We start from the raw sequence: 12,682 nt of genomic DNA on the forward strand, positions 1-12,682 counted from the left end.
CCAGGAGGGCCGATGACCAGCACCGCCGCGAACACGGGTGAGGCTTCGACGGGACCGAACACCGTCGGCGGGATCCCCGGCGCGCCCACCACGGCCCGCTCCGCGCAGCTCGCCCGGCGCGCCGAAGGCGGTCAGGACTCCGCTCCGGTGGAGATCACCGCGCCGTTCACCGGGCTGCCGACCGCGACGCTCCCGCAGGCCACCGACGCCGACGTGCGTGCGGTGTTCGCCGCGGCGCGTTCTTCGCAGCGGGCGTGGGCGGCGCGTCCGGTGGCCGAGCGGCAGCGGGTGCTGAAGCGGCTCGGGGAGCTCATCCTGGGCCGTCAGGAGGAGATCCTGAACCTGGTGCAGCTGGAGGCGGGCAAGGCGCGGATCGACGCGTTCGACGAGGTCAGCGCGACGGCCCTGGTCGCGGGCTACTACGGCAGGCACAGCGCGAAGATCCTCGGCGGCCGCCGCGTCGCGGGGGTCATCCCGGTGGCGACGAAGGCGGGCGAGGTGCGGCACCCCAAGGGTGTCGTCGGGGTCATCTCGCCGTGGAACTACCCGCTCGCGCTGACCGCGATGGACGTGCTGCCCGCGCTCGCCGCGGGCAACACGGTCGTGCAGAAGCCGGACAACCAGACCGCGTTGTCGGCGTTGTGGCTGCACGAGCTGGCCCAGGAGGCCGGGCTGCCCGCGGGCGTGTGGCGGATCGTGCTGGGCCGGGGTTCGAGCATCGGGGACGCGATCGTCGAGGAGTCGGACTACCTGTGCTTCACCGGTTCGACACCGACCGGGAAGGCGCTGGCGGAGAAGGTCGCGAAGCGGCTCACCGGCTATTCTCTGGAGCTGGGCGGCAAGAACCCGATGATCGTGCTGCCGGACGCCGACGTGGCGAAGGCGGCGGCCGGTGCCGTGACGGCGTGCTTCTCCTCCGCCGGGCAGTTGTGCGTGTCGGTCGAGCGGATCTACGTGCACGAGAACATCCGGGACGAGTTCACGAAGACATTCGTGGCGAAGACGAAGGCGCTGAAGCTGGGCGCGGAACTCGGGTTCGGTGCGGACATGGGCTCGCTGACGAGCGCCGCCCAGCTGGCGGCGGTGAGCGCCCACGTGGAGGACGCGCGCGCCAAGGGAGCGACTGTGCTCACGGGCGGCCGGGCCCGTCCCGACCTGGGCCCGCTGTTCTACGAGCCGACGGTCCTCACGGACGTGACCGAGGACGTAGCGCTGTTCCGGGAAGAGACGTTCGGCCCGGTGGTGGCGATCTACGGCTACGCGGATTTGGATGAGGCCATCGAGCGCGCGAACGACACCGAATACGGCCTGAACGCCAGCGTGTGGTCCGGCAGCGCGGCCGCGGGCTGGGCGGTGGCCGCCCGGTTGAAAGCGGGAACGGTCAACGTGAACGAAGGCTACGCCGCGACCTTCGGCAGCGTCGGCCTGCCCATGGGAGGCATGAAAGACAGCGGATTCGGAAGGCGTAACGGTGCCGAAGGGCTGCTGAAGTACACCGAGGCACAGTCGATCGCCGTGCAGAGGGGCGTCCGGCTGCGACCGCCTCGCGTCGTGCCGGGGAAGGTTTGGGCACGGGGCATGACTATCGGGCTCCGCCTGCTGGGCAAGCTACCGCGCCGGTAGCGGGTTTCTGCTGCCCCACAACACAAACCGCAAGCTTTTCCCGCCTTGACACGTCTGCTCGGCGACTGAAACACAATCAGGCATCGGGGGCGGGGGTGGTCGTAAGGTGACCGTTCGAGCGCCGTGAGGCGCTGTTTCCGCGCGACAGCGCGGCTTTAAAGATCAAAAGAGTCCTCGCCGGACGGGCAGGCTCCGGGATGACCAAGGGGTGCCTCGGCTCGCCTTGGCGAGGTGGTCGCCGGGTGGTCATCCCGTCGCCTTCCGGTTTGTGCATATCACCTTGAGCCAGGGCCGCAAGCTGTCGGCCGCCGGACCCAGCGCAGGTTGCGGCCCTGGCTCAAGGTGATCGTTGCGTGTCAGGCGACGGGATGACCACCCAGCTTCGTTTGTTCAATGCAGGCGCTTTGCGCCGTCAGGTTAGTAGGCCTTTGTCGTAGGCGATGGCTACCGCTTCGGCTCTTCGGTTGGCGCCCAGTTTGGCCATCACTCGTGACAGGTGGACGCTCACCGTTTTTTCGCTGATGAACAATTCTTCGCCCACCTGTTTGTTCGTCCGGCCCAGTGCCACTCGTTCCAGCACGGCTCGTTCGCGGTCGGTGAGGGGGTCGACGGTGGGGCGCGGGGCTGGTTGTGGCTCCACGCCCGGGATTTCGATGCGGGCGCGCCGGGCGACCTCGCGGACCGCGTCGCGGAGGGGTACTGCCCTTAGGTCGTCGGCGACGTCGTGCGCGGCCAGCAGCTCCTTCGCGGCCTGGCCCGCGTCGCCCTGAGTTGCCAGCAGCGCTTCGGCGTGGTGCCACCGGCAGATCGCCTGCTCGTAAACCGCGCCGTAGTCGAACGCGGCGACGGCCGCCGCCCACAGCGCCGGGTCCGCGGGGCCCTCCAGGCCGCTCACGGCGGCCTCGGCCCGTGCCAGCCACGCCCGCGCCTCCGGCCCGAGGGTCTGCGCCCGCGGCCTGCCGTTCGCGCCGGCATACCGGACGTGCTCGATCAGCTTCCGGCCCGCCGCGACCGCCTGCTCGGCCACGCCGTGGTCACCGCGCTTCCGCGCGCTCGCCGACCACGCGGCGGCCGCCTCGACCCCCAGTGCGCCGAGGCGGACGGTGGCGAGCAGGTAACCCTCGTCGAACGACAGCAGGAACTCGATGACCTTCCGCACCCACGCGATCGCCTGCTCGTACTCGCCCTGCCACATCGACAGTTCGGCGCCCGTCGCGCCGCTCACGATCGCCGTCAACGGCTCCGCCCGCCAGTGCGGCCGCAACTCCCCCAGGTACTTCTGCGCCGTGTCCACCCGGCCCCGCGCGACCGCGAACGGCAGCCACGACGACGTCATCCGCGCCGCCAGCACACTCGACACGCCCCGCGCTGGCGCGTTCGTGCTCGCCATCGCCGGCCAGTCGCCGCTGAGGTACCGCAGCGTCAGGTGCCGCGCGCGCATCTCCAGCCCGTAGATGCTCCACGTCAGCCCGGTCTGCTCGGCCCGCTCGATGCCGCGCCGGTAGATGTCCATCGCCGGGCCGTACTCGCCCAGGTCCTCGTAACTGAATGCCAGGAAGCAGACCGCCCGCAATGCGACGTTCAGCGACCCGGAGTCCAGCGCCTTGCGCTCCGCCTCCTCGAGGCGGGCCCTGGCCTCCTCCGGCTCGCCCGCGGCGTCGTCCAGCGCGCCCAGCGTCACGAGCGCGGCGGCCTCCGCGCCCGTGTTGCCGACGGCCCGCGCGTCCGCGACCGCCGTGTGCGCGTTCCAGCGCGAGTCGTCGTACTGCCCCGCGTTGCGCAGGATCGCGGCCCGGGTGGCCAGCACCCACGCCCGCGTCTTGCTCGGCTCGCCGTCGGAGACCAGGTCCCACGCCTTGTTGATCGCGTTGAGGGCCTCGTGCAGCGTGCCTTCGGCGTTGAGGAGCACCTCGGCCAGTCGCCGCCACACCTTCGCCGCCTTCTCGGCAGGCACGCCGGGCCGCAGGTTCTGCACCGATGACCGGCCGTAGGCGATCGCCCGCTCCGGCTCACCCGAGGTGGCCGCGAAGTAGGACGCCTCCTGCAACAGCTTCAGCTCGTCGACGCCCTCGGGACGGTCGGCCTCCGGCACCGCGTCCCAGATCTCCAGCGCCTGCTCGATGTGCCGCAACGCCGCGCCCGGCGCACCCAGTCGCTCGGCCTCCTCGGCGGCGCGCAGCAACGCGGGCAGCGCCGCCTTCAGGTCCCGGCTGCGCAGGCTGTGGTAGGCCAGCTTCGCGTCGTGACCGCGGCCCTGCGGCGTGCGCCGGATCCGCTCGGCGTAGGCGGCGTGCATGCGGACCCGCTCCCCCGGCAGGAGGTCCGCGTACACCGCTTCCTGCAGCAGCGCGTGCCGGAACGTGTAGGCGCCCCGCTCGATGACGAGCACGTGGTGGTGCACCGCCTCGCGCAGCGCCTCGTCCAGCTCCAGCTCGTCCAGCCCGGTGACCTCCGCCAGCGCCGGGTGCGCCACCGAATCGCCCGCCGCCGAGATCGTTCGGACCACCCGCCGCGCCTCCGGTGAGAGCCGCTCCAGCCGGGACAGCAGCACCTCGGCAAGTCCCGCGGGCAGGTCTTCGCACTCGACGCCGGCGGCCATCAGCTCCTCGGCGAAAAACGGATTGCCCTCCGACCGCTCGGCGACCCAGGCGACGATCTCCGGCGTCACCGGCCCGTCGGCCAGCGCCTCGACGAACGCCCGCGCCTCCGCCGTGCCGAACGGCCGCAGCTCGACGTGCGTGACCACCGGCAGGCGGACGAGCTCCACCAGCATCGCGCGGAGCGGGTGCCGCCGGTGCACGTCCTCCTCCCGGTAGCTACCGACCACCAGCAACCGCTGCCCTCGCAGGCGGTTGAGGAGGAACGACAGCAGGTTCCGGCTGGACGAGTCGGCCCAGTGCAGGTCCTCCAGCACGAGCACGACCGGCCGGTGCGCGGCGACCTGCGTCAGGACGCCCAGCACCGCGTCGAACAGCTGCAGCTGCCCGAGGTCCTGCTCCGGGCGGACCCGGTACGGCACGTCCCGCTCGCCGGACGTGTCCGGCACCAGGTGCTCGCCCGCCGGGGACGGCGGCATCGCGCCACCCTGCGGCAGCAACCGCGCGAGCGCCGGCCGGACCCGGACCGCCTCGGCGACCACGGGATCGTCGTCCAGGCCGAGCGGCGCCAGCGCCTCCGCGAACGGCAGGTAAGGCAGACCGCCCTCCCGCACGTCCAGGCACCGCCCGGAGAGCACCAGCGCGCCGCGGGAGGAGGCGTGCTCGGAGAGCTCGGTCAGCAACCGGGTCTTGCCCACCCCGGCGTCGCCCGACACGAGGACCGCGCCCGCCTCACCCCGCTCCGCAGCGGCGAAAGCAGCGCGCAGCCGTCGCATCTCGTCGGCGCGGGCGACCAGTGGGATTCCGGAACCTAGGCGGGGCACGAGCACCATTCTGTCGCACCCCACCGACAATCCCGGCACCCTTTTCGTCGTGGGCGAAACCACGCCCGGACCCCTACCGGGCGCGGGCCAGCTCGATGGTGCTCGGACGGCGCTGCTCCGGCACCCGGACCTCGGTCTTGGTGCGCCCGAACCAGCGGCGGCCCGGACGGCTCGCCTTCTCCAGCTGCTCGCGCCGGTAGGCCACCTCGGCCATGACCGCGTCGTACATGATCTCGTTTCTCATCGGGAGTTCCCTCTTCCGGCTCTTTCAGTTCCCCTTGTGAACCTCAGAGTCGTCCTGAGGGCGGGCCCCCGGCATCGGACGATCACCCCGACCCGGACGCAAAACGACCCCTTACCCCGCCTCAGTCCCCTGCTCGGCGGTGTAAGGGGTCGTCCGTTCGGCTTACCTCAGGCGCGGTCGAGCGCGCCCACGGCGCGGAGCAGCCCGCGCCAGCTCTCGGTGGTCACATGCAGCTCACCCGCGGCCGGGTTCTTGGAATCACGCACGCCGACTCCCTCGGCGATCATCGCGACCTCGACGCAGTCGTTCCCGCCGCCGCTGTGGCTGCTCTTGCGCCACACCGGGGCGGACGGCTCCACATGGGACATTTCTCCCCGCTCCTCACTTCCCAGGCACACGTTGGTACGGCTCACCCGGCAAACCGTTATCCGGAAAAACGTTCGGCGGCCGCGGCGATCACCTCGACCGAGTCGTCCGGTTTCAGAGCCGTCGCACGCAAATGATCGAACATGAGGATATAGCGGCGCACATCGGGGGGCAGCTCGAGGAAAAACCGCCCGAAGTGCTGTCCACGTACACCACATCGGGGTCCGCCTGCTCCGGGAATCCGAGGATCAGGAACGGGCCTTCCATGCCCGGGTGGGCGCCCGCGCCGAAGGGCACGACCTGGATGGTGACGTGCGGCAGCTGCGCGACGGTCAGCAGCCGCTCGGCCTGGTGCGCCATCACCTCCGGCCCGCCGACCACGCGGTGCAGGACCGCTTCGTCGATGACGGCCCAGTACTCCGGCGGGTTCGGGTCGGTCAGCAGCTGCTGGCGGGCGGTGCGCGCGGCGACCCGGCGCTGGATGTCGGACTCGTCGGCGTCCGGGCGCATCGCGCGGATGACAGCGCGCGCGTACGGCTCGGTCTGCAGCAGGCCGGGCACGAGCAGCGCCTGGAACGCCCGCAGCGAGCTGGCGTCGGCCTCCAGCCCGACGAAGGTGCCGGTGAAGACCTCCTTGTAGGCCTGCCACCAGCCCGGTTTGCGGGCCTCGCGGGCGAGCTGGACGAGCGCTTCCCGCTCGTCGCCGGTCATGCCGTACAGCTCGAGCATGTCGCGGGCGTCGCGCGGGGTGACACCGACGTGGCCGGTCTCGATGCGGCTGATCTTCGACGCGGAGCACTCCAGCTTCTCGGCGACCTCGTCGATCGTGAGATCGGCGGCCTCGCGCAACCGGCGCAGCTCGCTCGCCAGCCTGCGACGGCGAATCGTAGGACCCTGACCGCGACTCATGTCCGCTCCTCCACTCCGGCCCGCGCATTCCCCCCGGCGGCTCGTGGACAACCCGCTCCATCTAACCAGCAGAATCCGAAAACCCGGCGCCTCCGGCTCACCCCGTTGAGGTATCTTCCGCGATTAGCGGTCTGCAAATTGCATAATGCCGCGGTAATCTGGCTCGCGCGAACCAGATCTTCCCAGGAGGCGGCGTGCTCGACCGCGACACCATCGTCGGTCCACTCCAGACGTCCGTGCAGCGCCGGCTGGACGATCTCGCCCGATCGGTTGACCTCGCCGACCGCGAGCAGGCCGCCGACCTCGCCGCCAGAGAGATCCCGCTCCTGGTGGAGGCACTGCGCGCCACGCTGGCCACGCACGCCCCGGACGCGCGCGGGCACTGCCCGGTCTGCCGCAGCCGCACGTCCCGCCTGTTGTTCCGCCGCCGCGGGCGGACGCCGTGCCGGGCCTACCTGGCGGCGCAGCTCAGTCTCGGCCCGGCGATCGAGGACGTGGTGCGGCCGCGGGCCAAGCACCTGCGCCGCAGGCGGACGGCGTCCCTCAGCCCGCTCGGCTGAGGGACACGCCCCAGCCGAGCCAGGGGCAGAACCTCAGTCCTGCCGCGCGCTCTGGCCGTCCGGGGGCAGCACCCTCAGCAGCCCCTCCTGCACCACCGTCGCCAGCAGCTTCCCGTCCCTGCTGAAGAAGCGGCCGGTAGCGAGACCACGACCGCCGGACGCCGAGGGCGACTCCGTGTCGTACAGGAACCACTCGTCGGCGCGGAAGGGGCGGTGGAACCACAGCGCGTGGTCCAGGCTCGCGCCCAGCACGCGGTCCAGGTCCCAGTACACGCCGTGCCGGGCCAGCGGCGAGTCGAGCAGCGTCATGTCCGACGCGTAGGTCAGGACGCACACGTGCAGCAGGTGGTCGTCCGGCAGCACGCCGTCCGCGCGCATCCACACCTGGTTGCGACCCGGCCGCTCCCCGGTCTGCCGGGTCACCCACGGCGGGTCGTTGACGTACCGGATGTCGATCGGGCGCGGGCGTTTGCGCACGTCCGGCAGCGCCTGCGGGAACTCGGCGAGCCGCTCGGCGTACGTCGGCAGTGTCTCCGGGTCCGGCACCTCCGGCATCGCGTCCGCGTGCTCCAGCCCCGGCTCCGACTTCTGGAACGACGCGGACAACGCGAAGATCGCCTTGCCGTGCTGGACCGCCACCACGCGCCGGGTGGTGAACGACCGGCCGTCGCGGATGCGGTCGACCTCGTACACGATCGGCACCCGCGGGTCGCCGCCGCGGATGAAGTACGCGTGCAGCGAGTGCACCCGCCGCTCCGGCGGGACGGTGCGGCCGGCGGCGACCAGCGCCTGCCCGGCGACCTGCCCGCCGAACACCCGCACCGGCGAGTGCGGCGGGCTGACCCCGCGGAAGATGTCCTCCTCGATGCGCTCCAGGTCGAGCAGCGCGACGAGGTTGTCGAGAACGGCCTGCCCGCCGGCGCCTTCCTGGACGTCCAGTCCCGCGGCGGCGTCCCGAGCCAGCTCAGTCATGCGGAGAAGCCTACGGTGCGCACCTCAGGCGTGGTCGTCCTCACCGAGCTTGTGCACGCGGATCAGGTTGGTCGACCCGACGGTGCCCGGCGGGGAGCCCGCCACGATGACGACCAGGTCGCCGGCCTGGTAGCGGCCCGTCTCCAGCATCGCGCGGTCGACCTGCTTGATCATGCGGTCGGTCGAGTCCACCGACGGCACCAGCTCGGTGTTGGTGCCCCAGGTCAGCGCCAGCTGACTGCGCACGCTCTCCTCCGGCGTGAACGCCAGCAGCGGCAGCCGCGTGTGCAGCCGGGCGAGGCGGCGGACCGTGTCGCCGGACTGCGTGAACGCGACCAGCGCCTTGGCGTTGAGCCGCTCGCCGATGTCCTTCGCCGCGTAGGAGATGACGCCCCGCTTGGTGCGCGGCACGTGCGACAGCGGCGGCACCGCCGGGGTGTCGGCCTCCACGGCCTCCACGATCCGCGACATCGTCCGCACGGTCTCGATCGGGTAGCGGCCCACGCTGGTCTCACCGGACAGCATGACCGCGTCCGCGCCGTCGAGCACCGCATTGGCCACGTCGGAGGCCTCGGCGCGGGTCGGGCGCGAGTTGTTGATCATGGAGTCGAGCATCTGGGTCGCGACGATGACCGGCTTGGCGTTCTCGCGGGCGATCTGGATGGCGCGCTTCTGGACCAGCGGCACCTGCTCCAGCGGCAGCTCGACGCCCAGGTCACCGCGGGCGACCATGACGCCGTCGAAGGCCAGCACGATGGCTTCGAGGTTGTAGACCGCCTCGGGCTTCTCCAGCTTCGCGATGACCGGGCGGCGGCCCTTGCCGACGCGGTCCATCACCTGGTGGACCAGGTCGATGTCGGCGGGCGAGCGGACGAAGGACAGCGCGATGAAGTCGGCACCCAGTTCGAGCGCGAACTCCAGGTCCTCGACGTCCTTGTCGGACAGGGCGGGCACGGAGACGTCCATGCCGGGCAGCGAGACGCCCTTGTTGTTGCTGACCGGGCCGCCCTCGGTGACCTCGCACACCACGTCCGGGCCCTCGACGCCCTTGACGACCAGGCCCACCTTGCCGTCGTCGACGAGCAGGCGGTCGCCCGGCTTGGCGTCCTTGGCCAGGCCCTTGTAGGTGGTCGAGACCCGGTCGTGGGTGCCGGCGACGTCCTCCACGGTGATGCGCACGACGTCACCGGTGCGCCATTCGACCGGGCCGCCCGCGAAGGTGCCGAGCCGGATCTTCGGGCCCTGCAGGTCGGCGAGAATGCCGACCGCGCGCCCGGTCTCGGCCGCGGCCTCCCGGATCAGGTCGTACACCTGCTTGTGGTCGCCGTGGCTGCCGTGGCTGAAGTTCAGCCGCGCCACGTCCATCCCGGCGTCGACAAGGGCTCGCACCTTGTCCGCGGTGGCGGTCGCGGGGCCCATAGTACAAACGATCTTCGCGCGTCGGCTCACGTCCCAATAGCGTAGTCGCTTGCGGCGCGCACGTCTGTACCGATCTCTCGAACGGTTCAGGAAACGTTCACCAGTCAGGTCACCAACGGAAAGGTCAGACCGTCGTCGTCCACCCAGTCGGTGAGTTCGGCGGCCAGTTCATCCACGATGGTGATGCGGGTCTCCTCGGTCGCGGCGGCGAACGCCGGCGCGGCGGGTGTGGCGCTCGCCTCGTGCTCGGCCATCTCGGCGACCGAGCCGAAGCGGACCGGCACGAGCCCGACGCGCAGGCGGACGGAGGCGAAGCCGGCGTCGGTGAACAGCGCACGCAGCTCCTTGGGCCGTGGTCCGGCGAACGGCGCCCGCAAGGCGGCGCCGGCCTCGGGGCCGAGGTGGTCCTCGAACGCGCGGGACAGGGCGGCGGACTGGGGGTGGAAGCGGGCGTCGCGCCACATCGCGACGGCGATCCGGCCACCGGGTCCGAGGACCCGCCGCCACTCGCGCACGACGGCGGGGCGGTCGGGCAGGAACTGCAGGCCCTGCTGGCCGGTGACCAGGTCGAAGCTGTGGTCCGGGAGGTCGAGCCGGGTGGCGTCGCCGCGGAGCCAGCCGACACCGGAGGACTTGGACCGGGCGACGGCGAGCATGTCCTCGTCGACGTCGACGCCGGTCACCGCCGCGGCGAGCGGCTCGGCTGCGCGGGCGACGACGCCGGTGCCGCAGGCGACGTCGAGGACCCTGTCATTCGGCTGCGGTGCGGCGAGGTCGACGAGCTGCCGCGCGCACTCGGCGAAGAACGCCGGCACCAGGTAGCGCTCGTAGGCCGCCGGGCCTTCGGCGGCGAGCTGGTGGGTGGCGGCGTCGCTCACCCGGCCAGGATGCTCGTGGCGCGGGCGCCGGTGAAGGGGCTTTCGTCAGCGGCGCGGCTTCTCGCTGATTCCGACGTGGTCGCGGGCCCACTCGTTGAACGGGCGCACCTGCCGCCAGGCCTTGCGGACCCGGTCCAGGCAGGTGCGTTCGTGCAGGGTGTCGTCCGGGTCCCAGGACTTCACGGCGTACAGCGAGCGGTGTTTGAGCAGCTCCAGGCGCGGGTGGGCGTCCGGGTAGCCGCGTGGCTTGGTCTTCATCACGTCGCCCGTGATGGCCCACCCGGCGCGGCGCAACTTGGCGAGGATGTCGGCCAGCGCCTTGCCGTGGATCTCGGTGTCGACCGCCTGCCGGTAGCGCGCCAGCTGGTCGGACTGCAGGTGGAAGCAGCCCCCGCCGACGCGCAACCCCGCCGACGACACCTCCACGTAGTAGGCGCCGCCGCCGCGGCCCTGCTCGACGACCCCGCCGCAGTGGGTCTTGTAGGGCGTCTTGTCGTGGGAGAACCGCACGTCGCGGTAGGGGCGGAACACCTTGCCTTCGCCGAAGCCCGGCCCGAACTCCGGCGTCAGCTCGGCGAGCAGCGCCTCCATCGGGCCGCGCACGTCCGACCGGTAGACCTCGACGTGGTCCTCCCAGTACGGCTTCGAGTTGTCGGCCTCCAGACCGTCGTAGAACTCGACGGCGTGCTCTCCGAATCCGGCGAACTTCGTCACGGCGCCACGATAATCCTCAGGATGGACACGCCTGACAGCTACATCGACGCGCTCGACGAGCCGCACCGGAGCAACATCCGGGCGCTGCACGAGCTGATCCGGGAGACGGTGCCCGAACTGGCGCCGACGACGGCGTTTGGGATGCTCGGCTACGGCTGCCGAAGGCCTCGATCGGCAAGAGCTGCATCCGCTTCCAGCGGCTGGCCGACCTCGACACCGGCGTGCTGGCCGAGATCTTCCGTCTGGCACGGGAGAACCCGCCCGGCGAGCTGCACCGGGCGGGTTCCCCGCCGGGCTAGGAGTTCATCGCGGTGATGAGTTCCCCGTCGGCCGTGTCGCCGGAGAGTTCCCAGAAGAACGCGCCGCCGAGGCCCTGGCTCTTGGCGTAGCTCATCTTCCCCGTGATGGTCGCCGGGGTGTCGTAGCTCCACCACTCCGAGCCGCACTTGGCGTACGCGGTGCCCGCGATCGTGCCGGTCGACGGGCAGCGCGTCTTGAGGATCTTGTAGTCGTCGATGCCCTGCTCGTACTTGCCCGGCGCCGGGCCGGTCGCGGTGCCGCCCGGGGTGGCCTGCGTGACGCCGGTCCAGCCGCGACCGTAGAACCCGATCCCCAGCAACAGCTTGCTCGCCGGCACGCCCTTCGACTTGAGCTTCTGGATCGCCGCGTCGGAGTAGAAACCCGCGGCCGGGATGCCGTCGTAGGAGGTGAGCGGCGAGTGCGGCGCGGTCGGGCCGGCCGGGCTGAAGCCGCCGAAGTAGTCGTAGGTCATCACGTTGTACCAGTCGACGTAGCGCGCCGCGCCGCCGTAGTCCGCCGCGTCGATCTTGCCGCCGGACGAGCCGTCCGCGGTGATCGCGGCGGTCACCAGCTCGCCGCCGAACTTCGACCGCAGCGCCGACATCAGGTTCGTGAACGCGCCCGCGCCGCTGGTGTCACAGGTGGCGCCGCACGCGTTCGGGTACTCCCAGTCGATGTCGATGCCGTCGAACACGCCGGCCCAGCGCGGGTCGTGGACCAGGTTGTAGCAGGACTCGGCGAACGCGGCCGGGTTCTGCGCGGCCTGGCCGAACCCGCCGGACCAGTTCCAGCCGCCGAAGGACCACAGCACCTTCAGGTTCGGGTACATCTGCTTGAGCTTGCGCAGCTGCCCGAAGTTGCCGCGCAGCGCGCCGGCGTCCCATGTGTCGGCGACGCCGTCCACGCTGTTCGCGGCGGTGTAGGCCATGTCGTAGGCGGCGTAGCTGTCGCCGACGGTGCACTGCCCGTTCGTGACGTTGCCGAACGAGTAGTTGATGTGGGTCAGCTTGGCCGCCGACCCGCTGGTGTGGATGTTCTTGACGTAGTACGCCCGGTCGTAGACGCCCCACTCGGCGAAATAGCCGAGCAGTTTGCCGACGGGCGCCGCGGTCGCCGCGGGCGGCGCGGCGGTGACCGTCATGAGGAGCGCGGCGAACAAGCCGCCGAACGCGAGAGCGAGTCTGCGCATGATGCCTCCCTGGGGGCCGAAGGGGACATCCGCACGGTAAGAGGACTGGACCACTCGGACAATGGTTCAGACCAATCTGTACGACGA

Annotated in this window: 10 protein-coding genes and 1 pseudogene; 2 read left to right on the top strand and 9 right to left on the bottom strand. The window is 71.3% G+C overall.

The window, feature by feature from the left end; translation table 11 throughout:
* Nucleotides 1-12: 12 nt before the first annotated feature.
* On the top strand, nucleotides 13-1,623 hold the full coding sequence (locus tag AMETH_RS24500) for a succinic semialdehyde dehydrogenase (protein WP_017983815.1): 1,611 nt from the start codon (nucleotides 13-15) through the stop codon (nucleotides 1,621-1,623).
* Nucleotides 1,624-2,035: 412 nt separating this feature from the next.
* On the opposite strand, the gene AMETH_RS24505 is transcribed toward AMETH_RS24500, so the two are convergent.
* The 4 genes and pseudogenes from AMETH_RS24505 to AMETH_RS24515 all read right to left on the bottom strand — a co-directional run bounded on the left by AMETH_RS24505 (nucleotide 2,036) and on the right by AMETH_RS24515 (nucleotide 6,563).
* Nucleotides 2,036-5,053, bottom strand: a complete 3,018-nt coding sequence (locus AMETH_RS24505; protein ID WP_017983816.1) for a helix-turn-helix transcriptional regulator — start codon at nucleotides 5,051-5,053, stop codon at nucleotides 2,036-2,038.
* 64 nt (nucleotides 5,054-5,117) lie between these two features.
* Nucleotides 5,118-5,288, bottom strand: coding sequence for a hypothetical protein (locus AMETH_RS38815; RefSeq protein ID WP_017983817.1), 171 nt, complete (start codon nucleotides 5,286-5,288; stop codon nucleotides 5,118-5,120).
* A 167-nt stretch (nucleotides 5,289-5,455) separates the two neighbouring features.
* On the bottom strand, nucleotides 5,456-5,656 hold the full coding sequence (locus AMETH_RS24510) for a DUF397 domain-containing protein (RefSeq protein WP_026153331.1): 201 nt from the start codon (nucleotides 5,654-5,656) through the stop codon (nucleotides 5,456-5,458).
* A 56-nt stretch (nucleotides 5,657-5,712) separates the two neighbouring features.
* Nucleotides 5,713-6,563, bottom strand: a pseudogene (locus tag AMETH_RS24515) (helix-turn-helix domain-containing protein).
* A gap of 194 nt (nucleotides 6,564-6,757) precedes the next feature.
* Here AMETH_RS24515 and AMETH_RS24520 point away from each other — a divergent pair.
* Complete coding sequence (locus AMETH_RS24520) at nucleotides 6,758-7,123, top strand: hypothetical protein (RefSeq protein ID WP_017983819.1); 366 nt, start codon at nucleotides 6,758-6,760, stop codon at nucleotides 7,121-7,123.
* A gap of 33 nt (nucleotides 7,124-7,156) precedes the next feature.
* Here AMETH_RS24520 and tesB read toward each other — a convergent pair whose 3' ends face one another.
* The 5 genes from tesB to AMETH_RS24545 all read right to left on the bottom strand — a co-directional run bounded on the left by tesB (nucleotide 7,157) and on the right by AMETH_RS24545 (nucleotide 12,595).
* A complete protein-coding gene (tesB, locus tag AMETH_RS24525) occupies nucleotides 7,157-8,095 on the bottom strand; it encodes an acyl-CoA thioesterase II (protein WP_017983820.1) in 939 nt (312 codons plus the stop codon).
* A gap of 24 nt (nucleotides 8,096-8,119) precedes the next feature.
* Nucleotides 8,120-9,544: a pyruvate kinase gene (pyk, locus tag AMETH_RS24530; protein ID WP_026153332.1), complete on the bottom strand. Its 1,425-nt coding sequence runs from the start codon at nucleotides 9,542-9,544 to the stop codon at nucleotides 8,120-8,122.
* A gap of 74 nt (nucleotides 9,545-9,618) precedes the next feature.
* Complete coding sequence (locus AMETH_RS24535; protein ID WP_017983822.1) at nucleotides 9,619-10,392, bottom strand: class I SAM-dependent methyltransferase; 774 nt, start codon at nucleotides 10,390-10,392, stop codon at nucleotides 9,619-9,621.
* A 45-nt stretch (nucleotides 10,393-10,437) separates the two neighbouring features.
* Nucleotides 10,438-11,106, bottom strand: a complete 669-nt coding sequence (locus AMETH_RS24540; RefSeq protein ID WP_017983823.1) for a DUF2461 domain-containing protein — start codon at nucleotides 11,104-11,106, stop codon at nucleotides 10,438-10,440.
* A 295-nt stretch (nucleotides 11,107-11,401) separates the two neighbouring features.
* Nucleotides 11,402-12,595 carry a glycoside hydrolase family 18 protein gene (locus AMETH_RS24545; RefSeq protein WP_017983824.1) on the bottom strand — a complete coding sequence of 398 codons (1,194 nt, stop codon included), beginning with the start codon at nucleotides 12,593-12,595 and terminating at the stop codon, nucleotides 11,402-11,404.
* Nucleotides 12,596-12,682 lie beyond the last annotated feature (87 nt).

Origin of the sequence: Amycolatopsis methanolica 239 (assembly GCF_000739085.1) — a bacterium.
Classification (GTDB): domain Bacteria; phylum Actinomycetota; class Actinomycetes; order Mycobacteriales; family Pseudonocardiaceae; genus Amycolatopsis_E; species Amycolatopsis_E methanolica.

Coding starts and splice junctions, on each gene's coding strand:
- AMETH_RS24500 (WP_017983815.1), top strand. CDS start 13: ATGACCAGCACCGCCGCGAACACGGGTGAGGCTTCGACGGGACCGAAC.
- AMETH_RS24505 (WP_017983816.1), bottom strand. CDS start 5,053: ATGGTGCTCGTGCCCCGCCTAGGTTCCGGAATCCCACTGGTCGCCCGC.
- AMETH_RS38815 (WP_017983817.1), bottom strand. CDS start 5,288: ATGAGAAACGAGATCATGTACGACGCGGTCATGGCCGAGGTGGCCTAC.
- AMETH_RS24510 (WP_026153331.1), bottom strand. CDS start 5,656: ATGTCCCATGTGGAGCCGTCCGCCCCGGTGTGGCGCAAGAGCAGCCAC.
- tesB (WP_017983820.1), bottom strand. CDS start 8,095: ATGACTGAGCTGGCTCGGGACGCCGCCGCGGGACTGGACGTCCAGGAA.
- AMETH_RS24545 (WP_017983824.1), bottom strand. CDS start 12,595: ATGCGCAGACTCGCTCTCGCGTTCGGCGGCTTGTTCGCCGCGCTCCTC.